General features: G+C 69.1%; 17 protein-coding genes and 1 pseudogene. 8 read left to right on the forward strand and 10 right to left on the reverse strand.

The window, feature by feature from the left end; genetic code table 11:
- Positions 1-54: 54 nt before the first annotated feature.
- Positions 55-1,275 (forward strand): MFS transporter, encoded by a 1,221-nt coding sequence (locus tag OHO27_RS20945; RefSeq protein WP_328426149.1) that lies wholly within the window; start codon positions 55-57, stop codon positions 1,273-1,275.
- Positions 1,276-1,401: 126 nt separating this feature from the next.
- Positions 1,402-1,824, forward strand: coding sequence for a GlcG/HbpS family heme-binding protein (locus OHO27_RS20950; RefSeq protein ID WP_328426151.1), 423 nt, complete (start codon positions 1,402-1,404; stop codon positions 1,822-1,824).
- A 148-nt stretch (positions 1,825-1,972) separates the two neighbouring features.
- Here OHO27_RS20950 and OHO27_RS20955 read toward each other — a convergent pair whose 3' ends face one another.
- Positions 1,973-2,839 (reverse strand): GNAT family N-acetyltransferase, encoded by an 867-nt coding sequence (locus OHO27_RS20955; protein WP_328426153.1) that lies wholly within the window; start codon positions 2,837-2,839, stop codon positions 1,973-1,975.
- 702 nt (positions 2,840-3,541) lie between these two features.
- Here OHO27_RS20955 and OHO27_RS20960 point away from each other — a divergent pair.
- Positions 3,542-5,254, forward strand: a complete 1,713-nt coding sequence (locus tag OHO27_RS20960) for a globin domain-containing protein (protein ID WP_443059570.1) — start codon at positions 3,542-3,544, stop codon at positions 5,252-5,254.
- Positions 5,255-5,287: 33 nt separating this feature from the next.
- Here OHO27_RS20960 and OHO27_RS20965 read toward each other — a convergent pair whose 3' ends face one another.
- The 5 genes from OHO27_RS20965 to OHO27_RS20985 all read right to left on the reverse strand — a co-directional run bounded on the left by OHO27_RS20965 (position 5,288) and on the right by OHO27_RS20985 (position 9,056).
- Positions 5,288-5,770: an NUDIX hydrolase gene (locus OHO27_RS20965; RefSeq protein ID WP_328426157.1), complete on the reverse strand. Its 483-nt coding sequence runs from the start codon at positions 5,768-5,770 to the stop codon at positions 5,288-5,290.
- A gap of 110 nt (positions 5,771-5,880) precedes the next feature.
- Positions 5,881-6,786, reverse strand: coding sequence for a LysR family transcriptional regulator (locus OHO27_RS20970; protein WP_328426159.1), 906 nt, complete (start codon positions 6,784-6,786; stop codon positions 5,881-5,883).
- A 230-nt stretch (positions 6,787-7,016) separates the two neighbouring features.
- Positions 7,017-8,183 carry a cystathionine gamma-lyase gene (locus OHO27_RS20975; protein ID WP_328426161.1) on the reverse strand — a complete coding sequence of 389 codons (1,167 nt, stop codon included), beginning with the start codon at positions 8,181-8,183 and terminating at the stop codon, positions 7,017-7,019.
- Positions 8,180-8,671 carry a low molecular weight protein-tyrosine-phosphatase gene (locus tag OHO27_RS20980; RefSeq protein WP_328426163.1) on the reverse strand — a complete coding sequence of 164 codons (492 nt, stop codon included), beginning with the start codon at positions 8,669-8,671 and terminating at the stop codon, positions 8,180-8,182. The genes OHO27_RS20975 and OHO27_RS20980 overlap by 4 nt, the downstream gene beginning before the upstream one ends.
- Before the next feature lie 7 nt (positions 8,672-8,678).
- Positions 8,679-9,056, reverse strand: a complete 378-nt coding sequence (locus OHO27_RS20985) for a phage holin family protein (protein ID WP_328426165.1) — start codon at positions 9,054-9,056, stop codon at positions 8,679-8,681.
- Between the two features lie 60 nt (positions 9,057-9,116).
- Here OHO27_RS20985 and OHO27_RS20990 point away from each other — a divergent pair, with 60 nt between their 5' ends.
- The 4 genes from OHO27_RS20990 (at position 9,117) to OHO27_RS21005 (ending at position 11,407) form a co-directional block, all read left to right on the forward strand.
- Positions 9,117-9,434 (forward strand): cupin domain-containing protein, encoded by a 318-nt coding sequence (locus tag OHO27_RS20990; RefSeq protein WP_328426167.1) that lies wholly within the window; start codon positions 9,117-9,119, stop codon positions 9,432-9,434.
- Positions 9,435-9,594: 160 nt separating this feature from the next.
- The gene (locus OHO27_RS20995) at positions 9,595-9,807 is read left to right on the forward strand and encodes a DUF5326 family protein (protein ID WP_133927993.1); all 213 of its coding nucleotides are present in this window, start codon (positions 9,595-9,597) and stop codon (positions 9,805-9,807) included.
- A 203-nt stretch (positions 9,808-10,010) separates the two neighbouring features.
- Positions 10,011-10,871, forward strand: coding sequence for an IclR family transcriptional regulator (locus OHO27_RS21000; protein ID WP_328426173.1), 861 nt, complete (start codon positions 10,011-10,013; stop codon positions 10,869-10,871).
- A gap of 98 nt (positions 10,872-10,969) precedes the next feature.
- Complete coding sequence (locus OHO27_RS21005; RefSeq protein ID WP_328426174.1) at positions 10,970-11,407, forward strand: SsgA family sporulation/cell division regulator; 438 nt, start codon at positions 10,970-10,972, stop codon at positions 11,405-11,407.
- 253 nt (positions 11,408-11,660) lie between these two features.
- On the opposite strand, the pseudogene OHO27_RS21010 reads toward OHO27_RS21005, so the two are convergent.
- Positions 11,661-13,135 (reverse strand): annotated as a pseudogene (locus tag OHO27_RS21010) (YibE/F family protein); the annotation flags it as partial.
- Positions 13,136-13,724: 589 nt separating this feature from the next.
- On the opposite strand from OHO27_RS21010, the gene thiC reads away from it, so the two are divergent.
- Complete coding sequence (gene thiC, locus OHO27_RS21015; protein WP_328426175.1) at positions 13,725-15,509, forward strand: phosphomethylpyrimidine synthase ThiC; 1,785 nt, start codon at positions 13,725-13,727, stop codon at positions 15,507-15,509.
- Between the two features lie 178 nt (positions 15,510-15,687).
- On the opposite strand, the gene OHO27_RS21020 is transcribed toward thiC, so the two are convergent.
- The 3 genes from OHO27_RS21020 to OHO27_RS21030 all read right to left on the reverse strand — a co-directional run bounded on the left by OHO27_RS21020 (position 15,688) and on the right by OHO27_RS21030 (position 19,245).
- A complete protein-coding gene (locus tag OHO27_RS21020) occupies positions 15,688-16,557 on the reverse strand; it encodes a hypothetical protein (protein WP_328426176.1) in 870 nt (289 codons plus the stop codon).
- A 191-nt stretch (positions 16,558-16,748) separates the two neighbouring features.
- Positions 16,749-17,825, reverse strand: a complete 1,077-nt coding sequence (locus OHO27_RS21025; protein WP_328426177.1) for a metallophosphoesterase — start codon at positions 17,823-17,825, stop codon at positions 16,749-16,751.
- Between the two features lie 307 nt (positions 17,826-18,132).
- Complete coding sequence (locus tag OHO27_RS21030) at positions 18,133-19,245, reverse strand: LacI family DNA-binding transcriptional regulator (RefSeq protein ID WP_328426179.1); 1,113 nt, start codon at positions 19,243-19,245, stop codon at positions 18,133-18,135.
- Between the last annotated feature and the right edge of the window lie 10 nt (positions 19,246-19,255).

A 19,255-nucleotide genomic window follows, 5' to 3' on the forward strand; every position in this document is an offset into this window, starting at 1 on the left:
TATTGTCATCAAACGTAAAGCGCTCCTGCAATCTTCTGGAAGGTGTACCCCTTCATGCCTCTCGCGCTTCTGGCCCTCGCGATCGGGGCCTTCGGAATCGGCACGACCGAGTTCGTGATCATGGGCTTGCTGCCTGAGGTCGCGGGCGACTTCGGGGTCACCATCCCCACCGCCGGGCTGCTTGTGACCGGCTACGCGCTCGGCGTGGTCCTCGGCGCTCCCCTGATGACCGTGCTCGGCACCAAGGTCTCCCGCAAGCGGATGCTCATGCTGCTGATGGGACTGTTCATCGCCGGCAACCTGCTGTCCGCTCTCGCACCCAGCTTCTCCGTCATGCTGATCGGGCGTGTGGTCGCCTCGCTCGCCCACGGTGCCTTCTTCGGCATCGGCTCGGTCGTCGCGGCCGATCTGGTCGCCCCGAACAAGAAGGCCGGGGCCATCGCGATGATGTTCACCGGTCTGACCGTCGCGAATGTGGTCGGCGTCCCGCTGGGCACGTTCGTCGGGCAGTCCGCCGGCTGGCGGGTCACCTTCGGCCTCGTCGCCGCCCTCGGGGTGGTCGGTCTGGCCGGGATCGCCAAGCTCGTCCCCGACATGCCCAAGGCCCAGGGCGTTCAGCTGCGCCACGAGCTGGCCGCGTTCAAGAACGCCCAGGTCCTGCTCGCCATGGCGATGACGGTCCTCGGCTTCGGCGGCGTCTTTGCAGCCATCACCTACATCGCGCCGATGATGACCCATGTCGCCGGCTTCGCAGACGGCTCCGTCACCTGGCTGCTGGTCCTCTTCGGGCTCGGCATGGTCGGCGGCAACCTCATCGGCGGCAAGTACGCCGACCGCGCGCTGATGCCCATGCTGTACGTCTCTTTGGGCGCCCTCGCCGTCGTGCTCGCGCTCTTCACGCTCACGGCGCACAACAAGGTCCTCGCGGGCATCACCATCGCGCTGATCGGCGCCCTGGGCTTCGCCACGGTCCCCCCACTGCAGAAGCGCGTCCTCGACCAGGCACATGGCGCCCCGACGCTGGCCTCGGCCGTGAACATCGGCGCCTTCAACCTCGGCAACGCCCTCGCCGCCTGGCTCGGCGGCATGGTCATCGCGGCCGGCTACGGCTACACGTCCCCCAACTGGGTGGGCGCCGCTCTCGCCGCGGCCGCACTGCTGCTCGCGTTCCTCTCGGCCGCGCTGGAGCGCCGTGACGGAGCATCCGCCGGCACGGTCGTCACGAGCGCCGGGCCCGCCGAGTCCGCGGAGCAGCGCGCCGTCGTACACCACTGAGCCGGCCCGTGTGCGGGGTCAGGGCCGCCCCCGCGCATCCGGCCCCGTGACAGCCCACACCGGAACCTCAACACCACGCCTTCGCACCACACATCAACCTTCGCACCGCACATCAAGGAGACTCCCATGAGCACCACCAGCGCCGTCACGCCCCTGACGACCCAGGACGCCGACCTCCTCGTCGCCACCGCTCACCGTGCCGCCGAGGCCGCCGGAGTGACCGTCAGCGTCACCGTCCTCGATGCCGGTGGCCACCTGCTCGAGTTCCGGCGGAACGACCGGGCCGTGCTGATCTCCGGAGAGACCAGCACCCGCAAGGCCTACACGGCACTCCAGCTCAACGCTCCCACCGCCGATCTCGTCGAGGCCGTACAGCCGGGTGGCCCGTTCCATACCCTGCCCACCGCCCTGGACCGACCGCTGCTGTTCATCGTCGGCGGTGTGCCGATCCATCGGGACGGCCGGCTGATCGGCGCGATCGGCGTGGGCGGCGGTGCCCCCGAGCAGGACCACCAGTTCGCGACGGCCGCAGTCGAGGCGCTTGCCTGACGGCACACCGCATCAGCGGGACACGCCGTCAAGGCACCCCACCAACAAGGACACGCCGGCTCCCGACGGGGACCGGCGTGTTCCATGACCGCCTCCGCCTACAGCGCCTCAGCGCGTAGCCGACTGCCTCAGCGCGCAGCCGACTACCTCAGCCCGCCGCCACCGTCACCGGAGCGAATCGCCGGGTCCAGTCGCCGGGCAGCTCCGAGATGCCGTACGTCATCACCGAGTTGAAGGCGACGGACGCCAGACCGTGCTCCTTCGCCCAGCTGAGCAGTTCCTCGTGGCGTACGTCGATGTCGGTGCGCAGCGGGCGGTCGGTGTGGGTGGCGAGGGAGGCGATGAGCGCCTTCGCGGTCTCCGTGTCGCGGGCGACCAGTGGGCCAACGACCTGTGTGTCCATGTTGGGCCAGGCGCCCGCGTATCCGATGAGACGGCCGTTCTCCTCGGCGACGCGCAACCGGTCGGTGAAGGCGGGGAGCCTTGTGATGATGTGCGTGCGATCCGTTCCGAACACCTCCTCGTCGAGCCGGACGATCGCGCTGAGGTCCTCGGCGGTGGCCGCGCGCGTGGCGACCGAGGGCCCCGCAGCATCGGTCCTGAAGTGCCCGCGCAGCATCTCCGCGCGTCCGGTGACCTTGAAGCCGAGTTCCTCGTACAGCGCTTGGCCGTTCGGCGTCGCGTGCAGCGTCAGGGGCGTCGTGGCCATCATGGAGACGACGTGACGCATGAGTCGACGCCCGACGCCCTGGCGTGCATGACGCTCGGCGACCAGGAGCATGCCAATGGCACCCAGATCGGGGCGGGCCCGCGGTCCGTAATCCGTGACGACACAGGCGCTGACAAGCCCGCCGACGGGGTCGTCGATCCCGTAGCCCTTCCCGGCTGTCAGAAGAAACTGCCACTTGTGTTCCTCACGGGGCCAGCCCCGGTCCTCGGACAAGTCGGCGCAGGCGGTGAGGTCGCGAGGCGTCAGACGGCGGATGGGCAGAGCGGCGAGGGAAGGAGTCGGCACGCAGGTCAGGCTGTCTGACGACTGCCCTGGTCGTCCAGCCGTTTCCGGTGAGACGTACGAGCTTTTGGCCATGTCATGCCCCGCCGCACAGCCCTCTGATAGACGCTGGGTGTTTCACGTGAAACATGGACGAACGGCGAGCATCCATGAAGTGCGTCGGGAGGGCCAATCAACGCGTACCGCCAACCGGCCGGACCCGCGACCCGCGCCTACACCGGACTCGCGCGCCGCTCCCACATGGGGATGGATCTGCGGGAAGCCTACGAATTGGTGCGCAGCATCCGGTAATTGAAGGAATTGCTCGTTCGTCCCCTCGCCCAATTCGTGAGGGAGCAAGGGGGGACTTGTGATCGGGGCAGCGGCCGGTATGGTCGAGTCCGGTTCGTGTCCGAGCCGTGATCGGACTGTCGACGCGGACCGAGCGCAAGGCAATGCAGCGTAACCGGACGGAGAGATCGAAGACCCGCATTCTCGGTTATGCGGCCTGTGTGCCCACACGCAGTGGGATCCTGCGGTGAGAGTACTGGGGCCAATGTCACACTCTCGCCTTACTTGTCCGTACTGAGCGTGAATTCGGGTTGAATGTGGCCGCATTGGTCGCGGCAACGAACGGGGATGAGTAAGGCGTCGCGGGGGAAGCAGGCACCTTCCAACCGGGGAAGTGCGTAGACCGACCGAAAGATGTTCGAGGCGAGGCACACCATGGACGCTCCGACCACCACGTCGGCCGACAACGGCACTTCCGGCGGCGGGGGCGGCTGGTTCACGCCGCGCAAGCAGCCGGAGACTTCTCCGGGCGCCGAACAGGAGGCGGCAGAGGGCAGCCGCCTGGCGGCGATGCGCCCGGTGGGCCGGACGGCGGCAGGCGACGGCCCGGCCACGCCGCCCCAGAACACCACACAGCCCACCACCGCGGCCGGCCCACCACAGCCCGCCGCGACGGCTCATCCGCCCGGGCACACCCCTGCGGACGTCGGCTCCGATCCCGCAGGACCGGGACCCGTCATCCGCCCGTACGCGGAACGCGGGGCGTCGGCCCCGATATCGACGCCCGACGCGACCGCCCCGAGTCACATACAGCCCACGCTGTCGACGCCCGCCCACATCCCGTACTCAGGCCAAGCCGCGCAAGCCACCGCTCAGGCTCCGCAAGGCTCCGCCCAAGCCACCGCAGCCCGCCCGGAGATGCAGGCCGCCCAGGCCACCACAGCACGGTCGGAGACACCGGGCCCCGCGCCTCTCGCATCGCCCTCCCCCCAACTGCGCGTGCCGACCCAGCGCCCCGCTCCGGCCCAACCCGTCTCCCCGGACGCCGTCCTGATCCGCCGGACGATGGCCGAGGTCGGCCCCGTGGCCGACAAGGTCACTTCCTACTTCTACGCGCTGCTCTTCGTACGCCACCCCGATCTGCGTTCCCTCTTCCCGGCCGCGATGGACACCCAGCGGGACCGGCTGCTCAAGGCGCTGCTCACCGCGGCCGAGCACATCGACAACACCCCTGTCCTCGTCGACTACCTGCAGAACCTGGGCCGCGGACACCGCAAGTACGGCACCCGGCCCGAGCACTACCCAGCCGTCGGCGAGTGCCTCATCGGCGCGCTGGGCAAGTACGCCGCCGGAATCTGGGACGGCGAGATGGAGGCCGCCTGGGTCCGGGCGTACACGACGATCTCGCAGGTCATGATCGACGCGGCGGCGGCGGACGAACTGCGCGCCCCCGCCTGGTGGTACGCAGAGGTCGTCTCGCACGACCTCAGAACCTCGGACGTCGCGGTCCTCACTGTCCGCCCCGACCAGCCGTATCCCTTCCTCGCCGGGCAGTACACGAGCGTGGAGACACCCTGGTGGCCCAGGATCTGGCGGCACTACTCATTCGCCTCGGCGCCCCGCTCGGACGGCCTGCTGTCGTTCCATGTGAAGGCGGTGCCCGCGGGCTGGGTCTCCAACGCGCTGGTGCACCGCGCCCGGCCGGGAGACATCATCCGGCTCGGCCCGCCGGCCGGTTCGATGACCGTGGACCACACCACCGACAGCGGGCTGCTCTGCGTGGGCGGAGGCACCGGCATAGCGCCCATCAAGGCACTGGTCGAGGACGTCGCCGAGCACGGTGAACGGCGATCGGTCGAGGTCTTCTACGGCGCCCGCACCAACCAGGATCTGTACGACATCGACACGATGCTCCGGCTCCAGCAGTCCCACCCCTGGCTGCATGTCCGCCCTGTGGTGGACCGGCATGGCCTGCTCCAGCTTCCCGAAGCCATACGCGAGTACGGGCCGTGGGCCGAGTACGACGCCTATGTCTCCGGACCGCCCGGCATGATCCGCAGTGGCGTCGACGCCCTCAGGGGCATCGGCATGCCGTTCGAGCGCATACGCCATGACTCTGTGGAGGAACTCGTCACCGCCGGGGACTGACGAGCCTCGCCACTGCGGAACTCTGCCGTCGGATCAGCCGAGATCGGGGGCGTGCATGGCACGGACGCCCTCAATGTTCCCGTCGAGGTAGTGCCGCAGTGACAGCGGTACGAGGTGGACGGAAGCGATCCCGACCCGGGTGAACGGCACGCGCACGATCTCGTACTCGCCGATGGGCTCGTCCATTTCGGGGCCATGCCGCAAAGACGTGTCCATGGACTCCAGACGGCACACGAAGAAGTGCTGCACCTTCACTCCGGTCGCTCCGCCGTCCTCGCCGATGTGCTCGACGGTGTCGACGAAGCAGGGCACGACGTCGACGATCTTGGCGCCGAGCTCCTCGTACACCTCGCGGTGCAGGGCGTCGACGACGGTCGCATCCGTCGGCTCGACACCGCCACCGGGTGTGAGCCAATAGGGATCGGTGCCGGGCTTGGTGCGTTTGATCAGGATCAGGTGGTCGCCGTCCAGCAGAACGGCGCGGGCGGTGCGCTTGACCACGGGTCGGACGGTCATGGGAGAAATGTGGCCCGGCTGGTTCCACGTGAAACATCGCGAAGCGTCACCAGTCGAGCTCATGGTGTGAGTGCCCCGGATATGCGCCGGATGTGCCCCGAATGCCCGGCTCAGGCCCAGTCGGCAGCCGCCCGCAGCAGCCACTCATGGGCCCGCGCGATATGCGGCATTGCCAGCGTGCCGGTACGGACCACCAGGAAGTACGTCCGCAGCGACGGCACCGGCGGATCGTGCAGGGCGACGACATCGCCGCGCTCCAGGGCGGCCGCGCACAGATAGCGGGGCAACACCGCCAGCCCCGCCCCGGCGACCGCGCAAGCGAGGACGGCACGAAGGTCGGGGACGATCACGGTACCCGGGGCGGCGGGACGGGAGTCGTAGACCGCAGCCCAGTAGCGGGAGACGAAGGGCAGGGACTCATGCACCTCCACCACCGGAACGTCCTCCAGCGCGTGCGCTCCCTTGTGCCGCAGCTGCCCCGAGCCGATCCGGTCGACCCATGGGGGCGCGGCGACAAGCACGTGCACCTCGTCGCAGAGCGGAGTCGCCGTGAGCAAACCGCCTCGCGGACGTGCCGTACTGATGGCCAGATCATGATGTCCGGCAGCCAGCCCTTCGAGGGTCTCCTCGGCGTTGCCGAAGGACGCGCGCAGGGCGAAGCCCTGGCCCTCTTCGCCGGTCAGCTCGGTGAGCGCAGGCAGGGCTCTCTCGGCGGTGAACTCAGGAGGGCCGGCGAGGTGCAGGGATCGTAAGGAGGACTCGTCGTCGAGACCGGTCTCGGCGATCTCCACCAGGGCGTCGAGATGAGGTGCGGCCTTGTGGGCGAGTTCGTCGCCTATGGTCGTCGGCGTCACTCCGCGGGCCTGCCGCAGGAAGAGGGGGCGGCCCAACTGCCGTTCCAGAGTGCGGATCTGAGAGGTCACAGCCGGCTGCGACAAGCCGAGCAGGGCGGCGGCGCGGGTGAAGGAACCAGCCCGGTGCACGGTCACAAAAGTGCGCAACAAGGCCAGATCCATGCCACACCCTCCCCTTCCCCGCCCTTCTCTCCATCCCCAGGGCAGGGCCCAACTATAAATAAGTCGATAGGTCGCTGTCGCTACTGTGATTGGACACTGACAGAGAGTCAACTAGCCTTGTTCGCGCGGTTCTTCGCGCGCAGAACCGAGGGCGGTCCGAGCCACGAGGGGGGAGGCTCGGACCGCTCGTTCCGCATATCGGGCACATACGCACGCACGGGCGGGCCCCGTCACTGGGCCGATTCGTCCAGCGCACGCAGCACATCAGCCACCAGATCCTCGGGATCCTCGGCGCCGACCGACATACGGATGAAACCCTCCGGCACGGCGTCGCCGCCCCAGCGCCCGCGCCGCTCGGCCGTGGAGCGCACTCCGCCGAAACTGGTCGCGTCGTCGACGAGCCGCAGCGCCTCCAGGAAACGCTCGGCACGCGCGCGCGTGGGCAGCGTGAAGGACACGACGCACCCGTAGCGCCGCATCTGCTGCGAGGCGATCTTGTACGAGGGATCGCGTGGCAGCCCGGGATAGCGCACCCCGAGCTCCTCCGGCCAGTCCTGCAGCGCCTCGGCGACGGCTAGGGCGGTGGCGTTCTGCCGCTCCACGCGCATCTGGAGCGTGGCGAGGGAACGGTGCGCGAGCCAGGCCTCCATGGGCCCCGGAATCGCCCCGACGATCTTGCGCCAGCGCCGTACGGCGGCCATGGCCTCGACGTCGCGGCCGCTGACGTATCCCAGCAGGATGTCGCCATGTCCCGTCAGCTGCTTGGTGCCGCTGGCCACCGAGAAGTCGGCGCCGAGCTCCAGCGGGCGCTGCCCGAGCGGCGTCGCGAGCGTGTTGTCGACGGCGACGAGGGCACCACGCGCGTGTGCCGCTTCGACGAGCCGCCGGATGTCACACACGTCGAGGCCGGGGTTCGACGGGGTCTCGATCCACAGCAGCTTCGCGCCGTCCAGGACACCGAGCTGGGCGTCCCCGCCGGTCGGTGCCGTGCGCACCTCGATACCGAACGCCTCCAACTGCGCGCGCGCCAGGGGCAGCGCCTGGTAGCCGTCGCTGGGCAGGACGACCGCGTCCCCGGCCCGCAGCTGGGAGAAGAGCACCGACGAGGTGGCGGCCATGCCCGACGCGAAGACCAGCGTCTCGACGCCGTCCTCCCCCGGCGCCTCCAGGCCGCCGATGGCGCGCTCCAGACGGGTCCAGGTCGGGTTCTCGTCGCGGCCGTAGGTGTACGGTCCCGTGGGCTCGCCCGGCAGGTGGTAGTGGGCGGCGAACACGGGGCCGGGCAGGGTCGGCTCGTGCGCGACCGGCTCGGGCAGTCCGGCCCGCACCGCGCGTGTGCCGTCTCCGTCGGAAGGCAGCCCTTGGGACGGCCGCCCTTGTGGATCCGTACTGCTCATACCGGCTGTCCCTCCACCTGTTCGCGGACCGCCGTGAGGAGGCCCGTACTTGCCGCCTCCACCATCTCAAGGCACTCCTCGAAGCCGTCCATGGCCCCGTAGTACGGATCGGGCACGTCGAGGTCGTCGCCGGCAGCGGGATCGTAGGAGCGCAGCAGGCGCACCTTCGCCGCGTCCTCCGGTGTGGGCGCCAGGCGGCGCAGGGCCTTGAGGTGGCCGGCGTCGAGGGCGATGACGAGGTCGAGCCGCGCGAACCAGGACGGCTGGAACTGGCGGGCCGTGTGACCGCCGTCGTAGCCGTGCTCCTCGAGGACGGAGACGGTGCGCGGGTCGGCCCGGTCGCCCTCGTGCCAGCCGCCGGTGCCGGCGCTGTCGGCCTCGACCAGGCCGTCGAGCCCAGCCTCCGCCACACGCGCGCGGAAGACCGACTCGGCCATCGGGGAGCGGCAGATGTTGCCGGTGCAGACGAAGCAGACGCGGTAGGTCATCGGATGCTCAGTCCCCGTCGGGCAGGACGACGTTGAGCGCCCAGGAGACGATCGAGATGATCAGGCCACCGAGGACGGCCGTCCAGAAGCCCTCGACATGGAAGCTCAGGTCGACCTTGTCGGCGAGCCACGAGGTCAGCAGCAGCATCAGCGCGTTGACGATCAGAGTGAACAGGCCGAGCGTCAGGATGAGCAGCGGAAGGCTCAGAAGCTTCACGATCGGCTTGACGACGAAGTTCACCAGGCCGAAGATCAGCGCGACGATGAGCAGGGTGCCGATCTTCTTGCCCGTGCTGTCACCGGTGAGGGTGATCTTGTCTATCAGCCAGACGGCGACCGCCAGGGCACCCGCGTTGGCGATCGTCTTGACTACGAAATTCTTCATGTGTCTGATCGTGGCAGACGAGATCGGTCACGAGCACCGGGACAAGGGCGGACGAGAGCGATGAAGGCATTCCGGCTGGATGAACTGGAGGCGGAGCGCGCCGCCAACGAGGGCGCCTACCTGCAGTTTCTGCGGGAGCGGAACATGTCGGTCGGTCTGTACGCGCTCGACGCCGGTGCGCACGATCCACAGAAGCCGCACAACCAGGACGAGGTCTACTTCGTTGTGAGCGGCCGCGCCCAGATCACCGTCGGCATGGAGACCACACATGTGGCGCGCGGCAGTGTGGTCTACGTGCCGGCCGGGGTGGCCCACAAGTTCCACCACATCAGCGAGGACCTGAGGGTGCTGGTGGTGTTCTCTCCGCCCGCGAGCTGACCTTTGGCCTCGGGGTTCCCTAGGGGATCGATCAGGGGAGGACAAGGGCTGCGAGACGTCCGCCGGGCACCTGCCGGACCTAGCATCGAGTGCAGGAATCAGCAGATTCGAAGGATCAGGACCCGGCACAGTATCGGGCGGAGAGATAAGGACGAGGGCGATGCGTGAGATCTTCGCAGGACTGCCGTGGTGGGTGAAGTGGATCGCGGTGCCGGTCATCGCTCTGGTGGTGTTCGGTGGGCTGATAGCCAGCGTCGTGGGGTTCGTCATCGGACTGCTCTTCAAGGTGCTGGTCTTCGTGGCCCTGGTCGGTGGACTGGTCTACGTCGTACGGAAGTTCACGTCGAGCTCCTCGTCGCGCAGCGACTGGTGAGGGCCGTGGGGGCCGTGGGGACCGGTGGGCGGTAACAGGAATCGCCGGTTCCCTCGGGCGGGGGAAGTTTTCCGAGCAGGGCGTCTACGAGCGGTGACGGACCAATAGAGTCCGGAAATCGACGCGGGGACGTCCCCGCGAGCGGCGTGCACCTCCCCGTGTTCCCCAGCACGGGCTCCCCCCTCGCGCTTCGGGAGTAACCCTTGGCCACGGTTGACACCGCACCCTCAGAACCTCAGGCACCCCTCGAACAACCGCGCCCCTCCGTCCCCCAGGTCCCGCAGCAGGCCTCCCCGGCCTCCGCCGAGCAGTCGCAGTCGGGGACGCTCATCGGATCCGTCCAGCGCGCGATGCGCCTGCTGGAATGTGTCGCCGAGCATGAGTACGGCGCCCCGGCCAAGCAACTCGCCCGTGAGGCGGGCTTGGCCCTGCCCACTGCCTACCACCTGCTGCGCACGCTGGTGCACGAGGGCTATCTGCGCCGGGACAAAGGGCTGTTCTTCCTCGGCGAGGCGGCCGTACGGCTCAGCAGCAGCGCAGCAGCGCAGAAACGTCGCAGCACGGTTGCCGACGCGCTCGCTCAATGGCGTGATGCCATTGGTGTCCCGGTTTACTACGCCCAGTACCGCGCCGGCGAGATCGAGGTCATGTGCGTCTCCGACACCCCGGGCAATCCGGCGGTCGAGGAATGGGCCGACTTCCGGGAGACCGGCCACGCGCACGCCATCGGTCAGTGCCTGCTGTCCCAGCTGGACGAGGACGCTCGCCGCGACCACCTGGACCGCCATCCCGTGGAGTCCATCACCCCCTACACCGTGCGGGATACCCGCACCCTGCTGCGACGTCTCGAACGGACCCGGCGGATGGATCCGGTGACCGAGCGTCAGGAGTACGCGCTGGGCACGGTGTGCGCTGCCATCCCCATCACGGTGGGCACCACGGCCGCGACGATGGCCATTTCGCTGCCCGCCCACCACGCCGACCGGCTGCTGTCGGCGGTGCTGCAACTGCAGGAGGAGATCGGGCGGCTCCTGGGGTCACTCTCGATCTCTATCAGTATCTGAAAACTCACTCCTTGTGATCTCTCGTGTACGTTCAGCAAGATTCCACCAGTGTCGGGGTCCGTTCCCGGCCAGTCGACTGCAAACGACGGGGTAGGGCGATGCGCGAGTCCGTAGAGGCAGAGGTCATGATGAGCTTTCTCGTGTCCGAGGAGCTCTCTTTCCGCATCCCGGTGGAGTTGCGCTACGAGACCTGTGATCCCTATGCCGTACGGCTTACCTTCCACCTGCCCGGCGACGCCCCTGTGACCTGGGCTTTCGGCCGGGAACTGCTGGTCGACGGGGTGGGGCGCCCGTGCGGAGAGGGAGATGTACGGGTCTCTCCGGCCGGCACCGAGACGCTGGGCGACGTTCTGATCCGGCTTCAGGTCGGTGCCGACCAGGCGCTGTTCCGCTCCTCGGTGGCGCCTCTGGTTGCCTTTCTCGACCGCACCGACAAGCTGGTGCCGCTCGGGCAGGAGGGCGCGCTCGCCGACTTCGACGCCCACCTCGACGACGCCCTGGACCGCATCCTCGCGGAGGAGCAGAGCGCGGGCTGAGGCTCGTGGCTGTCAGGGGTGGCGTAACGCTTCGCCGGGCGCTCCCGGCGCGCATGGGAGCGCTTCCTTGCCGGGCATGCCTCCCAAGACGCCGGACCTGCAAGGCCGTAGGCGCAAGGGCTCGGGTCCGGCCCCCGGGACGCGCGCGGGCGGCGAACCGTGTCCGGCCCCCTTCCGCCGACGCCCCCTTCCGCCGACACCCCTGCTTCCACCGACGTCCCCGCTTTCGATGACGCCCCCGCTTTCCCCGATGTCACCGCTTCCGCCGACGCCCCCGTCCGCCGCGCCCCAGAACCGGCTGCGCGCCCGTCGAGGTCGGTGCCCCGCCTGCCGGGACCGGCTGGGTACCCGTCGGCACTGCCCCCTTCTCCGGCCGGTCGGCCGAGACCACCAGGGTCGCGAGGGCCGTGGTGACGGGCACCGACGCGACCAGGCCGATGGAGCCCACCAGGGTGCGCACGATCTCCTCCGCCACCAGCTCACTGTTGGCGACCGTACCCACGCTGCTCTGCGCGATCGAGAAGAGCAGCAGCAGGGGCAGTGCGGCACCCGCGTAAGCGAGGACGAGGGTGTTGACGACGGACGCGATGTGGTCGCGGCCGATGCGGATACCCGCCCGGTACAAGCCGCGCCAGCCCATCGTCGGGTTGGCCTCGTGCAGCTCCCAGACCGCGGACGTCTGGGTGACCGTCACGTCGTCGAGGACACCGAGCGAACCGATGATGATGCCGGCCAGCAGTAGACCGCTCATGTCGATCGACGGGTACAGCCCGTGGATGAGGCCGGTGTTGTCGTCGGTGTTGCCGGTGAGCGCCGCCCAGTCGATGAACACCGAGCCGAGGATGCCGATCAGCAGCAGCGAGATCAGCGTGCCGAGCACCGCCACCGACGTACGGGCCGACAGGCCGTGGCACAGGTAGAGGGCGATCAGCATGATGGCGCTCGACCCCACCACCGCGACGACCAGCGGATTCGAGCCCTGCAGGATCGCCGGCAGGATGAAGAAGTTGAGCACCGCGAAGCTGATGGCCAGCGAGATCAGTGCCATGAGGCCCCGCAACCGCCCGACGACCACGACGGCAACGGCGAAGATGCCGGCGAGCACGGTCAATGGGAGGCGCCGGTTCACATCGGTGACCGAGTACTGCAGGTCCTTGGGTGCGGAGGGCTCGTAGGCGACCACGACTTCCTGGCCCTCGTGCAACTGCCGTGACTGGTCGGGCTGCACGATCTCCGTGAACGTACGGCCCTTGTCCTTGCCGCCGTCGACGCGGATTGTCGCCTTCTTGCAGGTGCCGTTCTCCTGCTGCACGGCGGAGGAACCCTCGGCGGTGGATGTGTCGCCGGTCGGGGGCACCCCGAGGCTCCCACCTCCTTGCAGCTCACCTCGACCACCTTGGTGACCGTGGCCTGCTGCGTCTGCCGGTCGAAGCCGACCCCGGTGCGCTCGTGCGGCGGGGCACCGCCCGGCCACAGCACCGCCAACCCCACCACGACCGCCGCGGCGAACGGGATCAGGACCGCCGCGATGACCTTGCGCAGATGCCGGGAGACGGGAGCAGCCGGACCGTGGGCGTGACTGTGCGAGTGCCCGTGCTCGCCACCGCCATCTCCGCCACGCCGGCCCCCGGATCCAGGACCGTCGCCATGACCGCCCCCGGATCCAGGACCGTCCCCATGACCGCCCCCGGAGCCGGGAGCATGCCCGCCACCCGGGCCCGGAACCGGCGCCTGCGAGCCGCCGGATTCGGGACCGCGCTCGTAAGGACCGCTGGGGCCGGGTCCGTGCCCCTGGCCGCCGCCGACCCCGCTGCCGTGATTCTGCGTCCCGCCGGATCTGGGGCCGTGCTCGTGCCAGCCCCCGTCCCCAGTCGCATGATCGTCCTGGTTGCCGCCTCCGGGACCACGGCCGTAAGCACCGCCGTATCTACCCTCGGGAATCCGCGAACCCCGGCCGTCTGTACGGCCGTTGCCCTGCCCGGGGCCGATTCCGGGGCGGCTTCCGGAGCCGGAGCCGCGGGGCGGATCAGGCGGTGGGTACGGAGGTTCATGCGTCGTGGTCACCGCCCGATCATCGCAAGAACGATTGGGGCCCTCTGTTCACCGCGCCCGAATTGACGCTAGCGTGGTGCCACCTTTGTACACGCGGGAGCTCGGAGCACCGGGCTGAGAGGGCGCTGACCTCCGTCCCAGCGATGTTTCACATGAAACATCACTCATCGCGAGTGATGTTTCACACGGAACGTCGACAGACGGATACGGCTGCGTCGACCGCCGAACCTGTTACCGGGTAATGCCGGCGTAGGGAGTAGGTCTCATGACCATCAAGGACGCGCGCACGCCTGCCTTCGCTCAGGACGAGAAGTCCGAGGAGGCCGGGAAGTCCATCGGCTGGCACAAGGCGTATGTCGAGGGTTCACGCCCCGATCTGCGGGTGCCGGTCCGCCAGGTGCACCTCACCAACGGACAGTCGGTCACGCTGTACGACACCTCGGGCCCGTACACCGATCCGCTCGCCGACACCGACGTCCGCAGGGGGCTGCCCCCGCTGCGGGAGAACTGGATCATCGCCCGCGGCGACACCGCGGAGTACGCGGGCCGTCCCGTCCGTCCCGAGGACGACGGCATCAAGCACACCTCGCCGCGCGGTGGCCTGCGCAACCTCGACGCGGTCTTCCCCGGACGCCCGCGTCAGCCGCGCCGCGGCCGTGACGGGGAGGCGGTCACGCAGCTCGCCTACGCGCGCCGCGGCGAGGTCACGCCCGAGATGGAGTTCGTGGCCATCCGGGAGAACGTTTCTCCCGAAGTGGTCCGCGAGGAGATCGCCGCGGGCCGGGCCGTGCTGCCCGCCAACGTGAACCACCCGGAGATCGAGCCGATGATCATCGGCAAGCGGTTCCTGGTGAAGGTCAACGCCAACATCGGCAACTCCGCGGTCACCTCCTCCATCGAGGAGGAGGTCGAGAAGATGACCTGGGCGACCCGCTGGGGCGCCGACACGGTCATGGACCTGTCGACCGGCCGCAACATCCACACCACCCGTGAGTGGGTGCTGCGCAACTCCCCCGTCCCCATCGGCACGGTGCCGCTCTACCAGGCGCTGGAGAAGGTCGACGGCCGGGCCGAGGAGCTGACCTGGGAGATCTACAAGGACACGGTCATCGAACAGGCCGAGCAGGGCGTGGACTACATGACGGTCCACGCGGGCGTGCGGCTGCCGTTCGTACCGCTGACGGCCAACCGCAAGACCGGCATCGTCTCGCGCGGTGGCTCGATCATGGCGGCGTGGTGCCTGGCGCACCACAGGGAGAGCTTCCTGTACGAGAACTTCGAGGAGCTGTGCCAGATCCTCGCCGCCTACGACGTCACGTACTCGCTGGGCGACGGCCTGCGGCCCGGTTCTATCGCGGACGCCAACGACGAGGCTCAGTTCGCGGAGTTGAGGACGCTCGGGGAACTCAACACGATCGCCAAGCGTTTCAACGTACAGACCATGATCGAAGGCCCGGGACACGTCCCGATGCACAAGATCAAGGAGAACATCGACCTTCAGCAGGAGATCTGCGATGAAGCTCCGTTCTATACGCTCGGCCCGCTGACCACCGACGTCGCGCCGGCCTACGACCACATCACCTCCGGCATCGGTGCCGCGATGAGCGCCTGGTGGGGCACGGCGATGCTCTGCTACGTCACGCCCAAGGAGCACCTGGGCCTGCCCAACCGTGACGACGTCAAGACCGGCGTCATCACCTACAAGATCGCCGCCCACGCGGCCGATCTCGCCAAGGGGCACCCCGGTGCGCAGGAGTGGGACGACGCGCTGTCCGACGCCCGCTTCGAGTTCCGGTGGGAGGACCAGTTCAACCTGGCTCTCGACCCGGACACGGCACGGGAGTTCCACGACGAGACCCTTCCGGCTGAGCCTGCCAAGACGGCTCACTTCTGCTCCATGTGCGGGCCGAAGTTCTGCTCGATGAAGATCTCCCAGGACATCCGCCGCGCACATGGCGGGTCCAAGGAGGAGATCGAGGAGGGCATGGCTCAGAAGTCGAAGGAGTTCGCCGCGGCGGGCAATCGGGTGTACCTGCCGCTCGCGGACTGAAGGCGACGTCCTGACCCGGGGCGCGCTGCCCCGGTGTCCGGCGTGCTGCCGTCGTGGCCGGCGTTGTGTTGCCCGGCTGTTCGGCTTGCGCCTCCCCGAGGAGGTCTCCCCGGGGGTTCCGTCGCGAAGGAGGGGCTCCAGGCGGGGCTCTCCTGCGGCGGGGGCGCAAGCCGAGGCGCTACTCCGGCTGGTGTTCCGGGCCTCCGAAGTCCGGGCTCGTGTAGTCCGGGCTGCTGAAGCTCGGCCGCGAGCCCCGTGAGGCGCCGTCGTCCGGGCTGCTGAAACCCGGGCGGCCGTAGCCGAGGTTCGGGATGCGGCCGGCCGGTGTCGACGGTGGCGTGCGGTGCAGGGCCGATGCCGTGCCGGGGTCGGCGAGTGCCTCCCGCAGGAAGGGCAGGACGCCGCGCTCCAGCAGGGCCTCGCGCCAGACTTCCCTGGCCCGGGTGACCTCCTCGCTCAGTTCGCCGTACGGCCCGCCGTCGAACGCCGGCCGGTTGCGCAGGGCGGTGAGCAGGAGACCGACGGCGGCGACCAGGATGGCGGCCGCTGCCAAGGCGCCGAACACCCACCCGGTGGTGAGCATCGTCTGGGCGAACGCCGGCTCGGGGTCGAACATCTTCAGGATGTAGCCGACGAGCAGGAAGATCGCCGCTGCGGTGCCGGCGAGGACGGGTGCCAGGACGGCGAGCACGGCTATGACGCCCGGCCCGGCTGTCTCGGCGACTTCTCCCATGGTCGTGGCGAGCCCCATCGCGCCCGAGCCCGACTCGGAGGAGCCGGACTCGCGGGTGGAGGACGGGGTGGACGGCGCTGGTTGGCGCAGTTCCTCGCGGACCTTCACGTAGTGCTGGTACTCGGTCGCCGCGGCCGCCGTGATCAGAGCGGTGGCGTTGAGCGCCATGGTGCGCAGCTGTTCGGGGTTGAGCTGCTGACCGACAGCGGCCAGTTCCGGGCGGTGTGGTGCGGAGCGCAGCGCCTCATCGAGGATCCGCTCGTATTCCTGGCGGTCCTCGCTCAGCAGGTGCTGCGGAACGCTGTTCATGTGCATCCCCCGATGCTCCGTAGGGCTTGGGGCTCGCATGCCAACGAGCCGTCGGGCAGAAACGGAGGGGAGCCTGCTACGGATAAGCCGATGGTAGAGCGGTCACGGCACACGGTGACAGGGGGTTTGCCAAAATTGGGCCCTGGCCTGGGCCCTCTTCCGTCACTCCGCCATGGGCGCGCCTGCCCCGTGAACGGTCAGATATCCAGGGGAAGTTGCTGGACCAGCAGCTTTCCGGCCATGGTCACGCCGCCGTCCATCGCGATGGCGAGACCGTCGGCGTAGACGTGCGGTCCCTCGACCAGGGGCCCGGTGTTGTCCTCGCCGTCCTCGGAGCCGACCTCGCCCGTCAGATAAGGAATGGGGCTGTGGCCGTGAACGACGCGGGTGCCGCCGTACGTATCGAGCAGGGAACGCACATGGTCGGCGCCGCCCTCGTCGCGGAAGGAGAAGCGCCTGGTGAACTTGCGGAACAGGTCCCAGACTTCGTCGGCGTCATTGCGCGTCAGCGTCTCGCGGACGGTGTCGTTGACCGCCTCGGTCGAGTCGCCGTAGTCGAGATAGGCGGTGGTGTCCGAGTGGACGAGCAGATGCCCGTCGACCTCTTCCATCGCGTCCAGGCGCGACATCCACTGCAGATGGTGATCCTGGAGACGGTCCATGTCGGTCTTCTGGCCGCCGTTGAGCAGCCAGGCGGCCTGGAAGGTGGCGGTGCCCGCGCCGGAGTTGACGGGGGTGTCGCCGAATCGCTTGGCTCCGATGAGAAGCAGCTCGTGGTTGCCCATCAGGGCCTTGCAGTAGCCGCCGGCCGCGGCGGCCTCCGCGGACAGCCGCATCACGAGGTCGATGACGCCGATGCCGTCCGGGCCGCGGTCGGTGAAGTCGCCGAGGAACCACAGCCGGGCGGTGCCCGCGGACCAGTTCCCCGCCGAGTCGATGAGGCCCTGCTCCTGGAGCGCGGCCATCAGCTCGTCGATATAGCCGTGCACGTCCCCGACCACGAACAGCGGGCCGGCACCTGCCGTCGACTGCGGGACCGGCACGGCGGCGGGGTCGACGTGCACCTGGACCGTGTCGCCGCGATTGATCACGGGCAGATCGCGCTGCGTGGGCGTGTACCCCTCCGGATACGTCTCGTCGAGGGGCGGGGCGACGTCGCCCGTGTGCATGCTGTGGACGTACGGACCGGTCTCGTGCACGTAAGCGGGCACCCGGAAGTCGCGCAACGTCGCCGTCCGCTCCATCTCGGGTCCCTGACCGGCCCCCTGAGTCATCAGACCCCTCCACCATCGCGCCGCAGCTGCACCGCATCGGACTGCCTGGTCGCAGCGGCCCGTGGGTGTCGTGGGCCCATCATAGGAATGCCGATCGCGCCATGTGATGACCCAGGGGTGGTGAATCGGAGCAGGACTCCTGTTCACTGCGGCTTTCGCCCCGATTGGCCCGGGCTTCGGCAGCTCGATTGCCGCGTTCCTGACGCGCCTGGAACTGCTCCTGAAGCCCCTCGCCCCGCTGCTGCGGCCCTTCGACCTGCCTCTGCCGTTCCTCGTTCGGCTTCTGCGGCAGGTCTTCGCCCGGTTTCTACCGGCCCTCGGGTGACCGGGGCGGGCTGACCGTCGTGCGCGGCGGGCGTCGCTGGGACGAGGTACGCACAATCAGTTCGGTCGGTATTACCTGCTCGACCGGCTGGTCCGAATCGACTCCCTCGATGGCGTCGATGAGGAGCTGGACCACGGCCGTGCCGATGCGGCGGGGCTTCAGGGAGAGCGTGGTGACCGGCGGCTCGGTGTTGGCGTACACCGTGGACTCGCTGCAGCACACCAGAAGCAGGTCGTCCGGTACGCGCATACCGTAGCGGCGGGCGGCGGCGAGCAGGTCGGTGCCGTTCGGGTCGAACAGTCCGTAGACCGCGTCGGGCCGGTCGGGGCGGGCGAGCAGCCGGTCGGCGGCGACGGCGCCCGCGCACGGGTCGTGCGCCGGGTAGGCCTCGTACACCGGGTCCTGGCCGACCCGTTCGCACCAGCGCAGATAGGCCGTGGTCGACAGATGGGTGTACGTGTCCGTCGTGGTGCCCGTGAGCAGTCCGATCCGGCGGGCGCCCGCGTCGGCCAGGTGGTCGAGGATGCCCATCACGGCGGCCTCGTGGTCGTTGTCCACCCATGCGGTGACCGGGAGCGAGCCGGCCGGGCGGCCGTCGGAGACGACCGGCAGACCCTGTCTGACCAGCTCGCTGACGACCGGGTCCTGGTCGGACGGGTCGATGACGACCGTGCCGTCGAGGGCGACGTTCGACCAGACGTCGTGACGTGAGGTCGCGGGGAGGATCACGAGGGCGTAGCCGCGGGCGAGCGCGGCCGAAGTGGCGGCGCGTGCCATCTCGGCGAAGTACGCGAACTCGGTGAAGGTGAAAGGTTCATCCCCGTATGTCGTCACGGTCAGGCCGATGAGTCCTGACTTGCCCGTACGGAGTGTGCGGGCCGCGGCCGACGGGCGGTAGCCCAGCCGGTCGGCAACCTCGCGGACATGGCGTCGGGTGGCGTCGGGGAGCCTGCCCTTGCCGTTGAGGGCGTCGGAGACGGTCGTGATGGAGACCCCTGCGGCGGCGGCCACGTCTCTGATACCCGCCCGGCCGGGTCGACTGCCTCGACGAGAGGTTTCCGCGCGGCTCACCTGGTGCTTCCCTGCTGCTGTCATGGCGAGCCGA

Origin of the sequence: Streptomyces sp. NBC_00443 (assembly GCF_036014175.1) — a bacterium.
Taxonomy (GTDB): Bacteria; Actinomycetota; Actinomycetes; order Streptomycetales; family Streptomycetaceae; genus Streptomyces.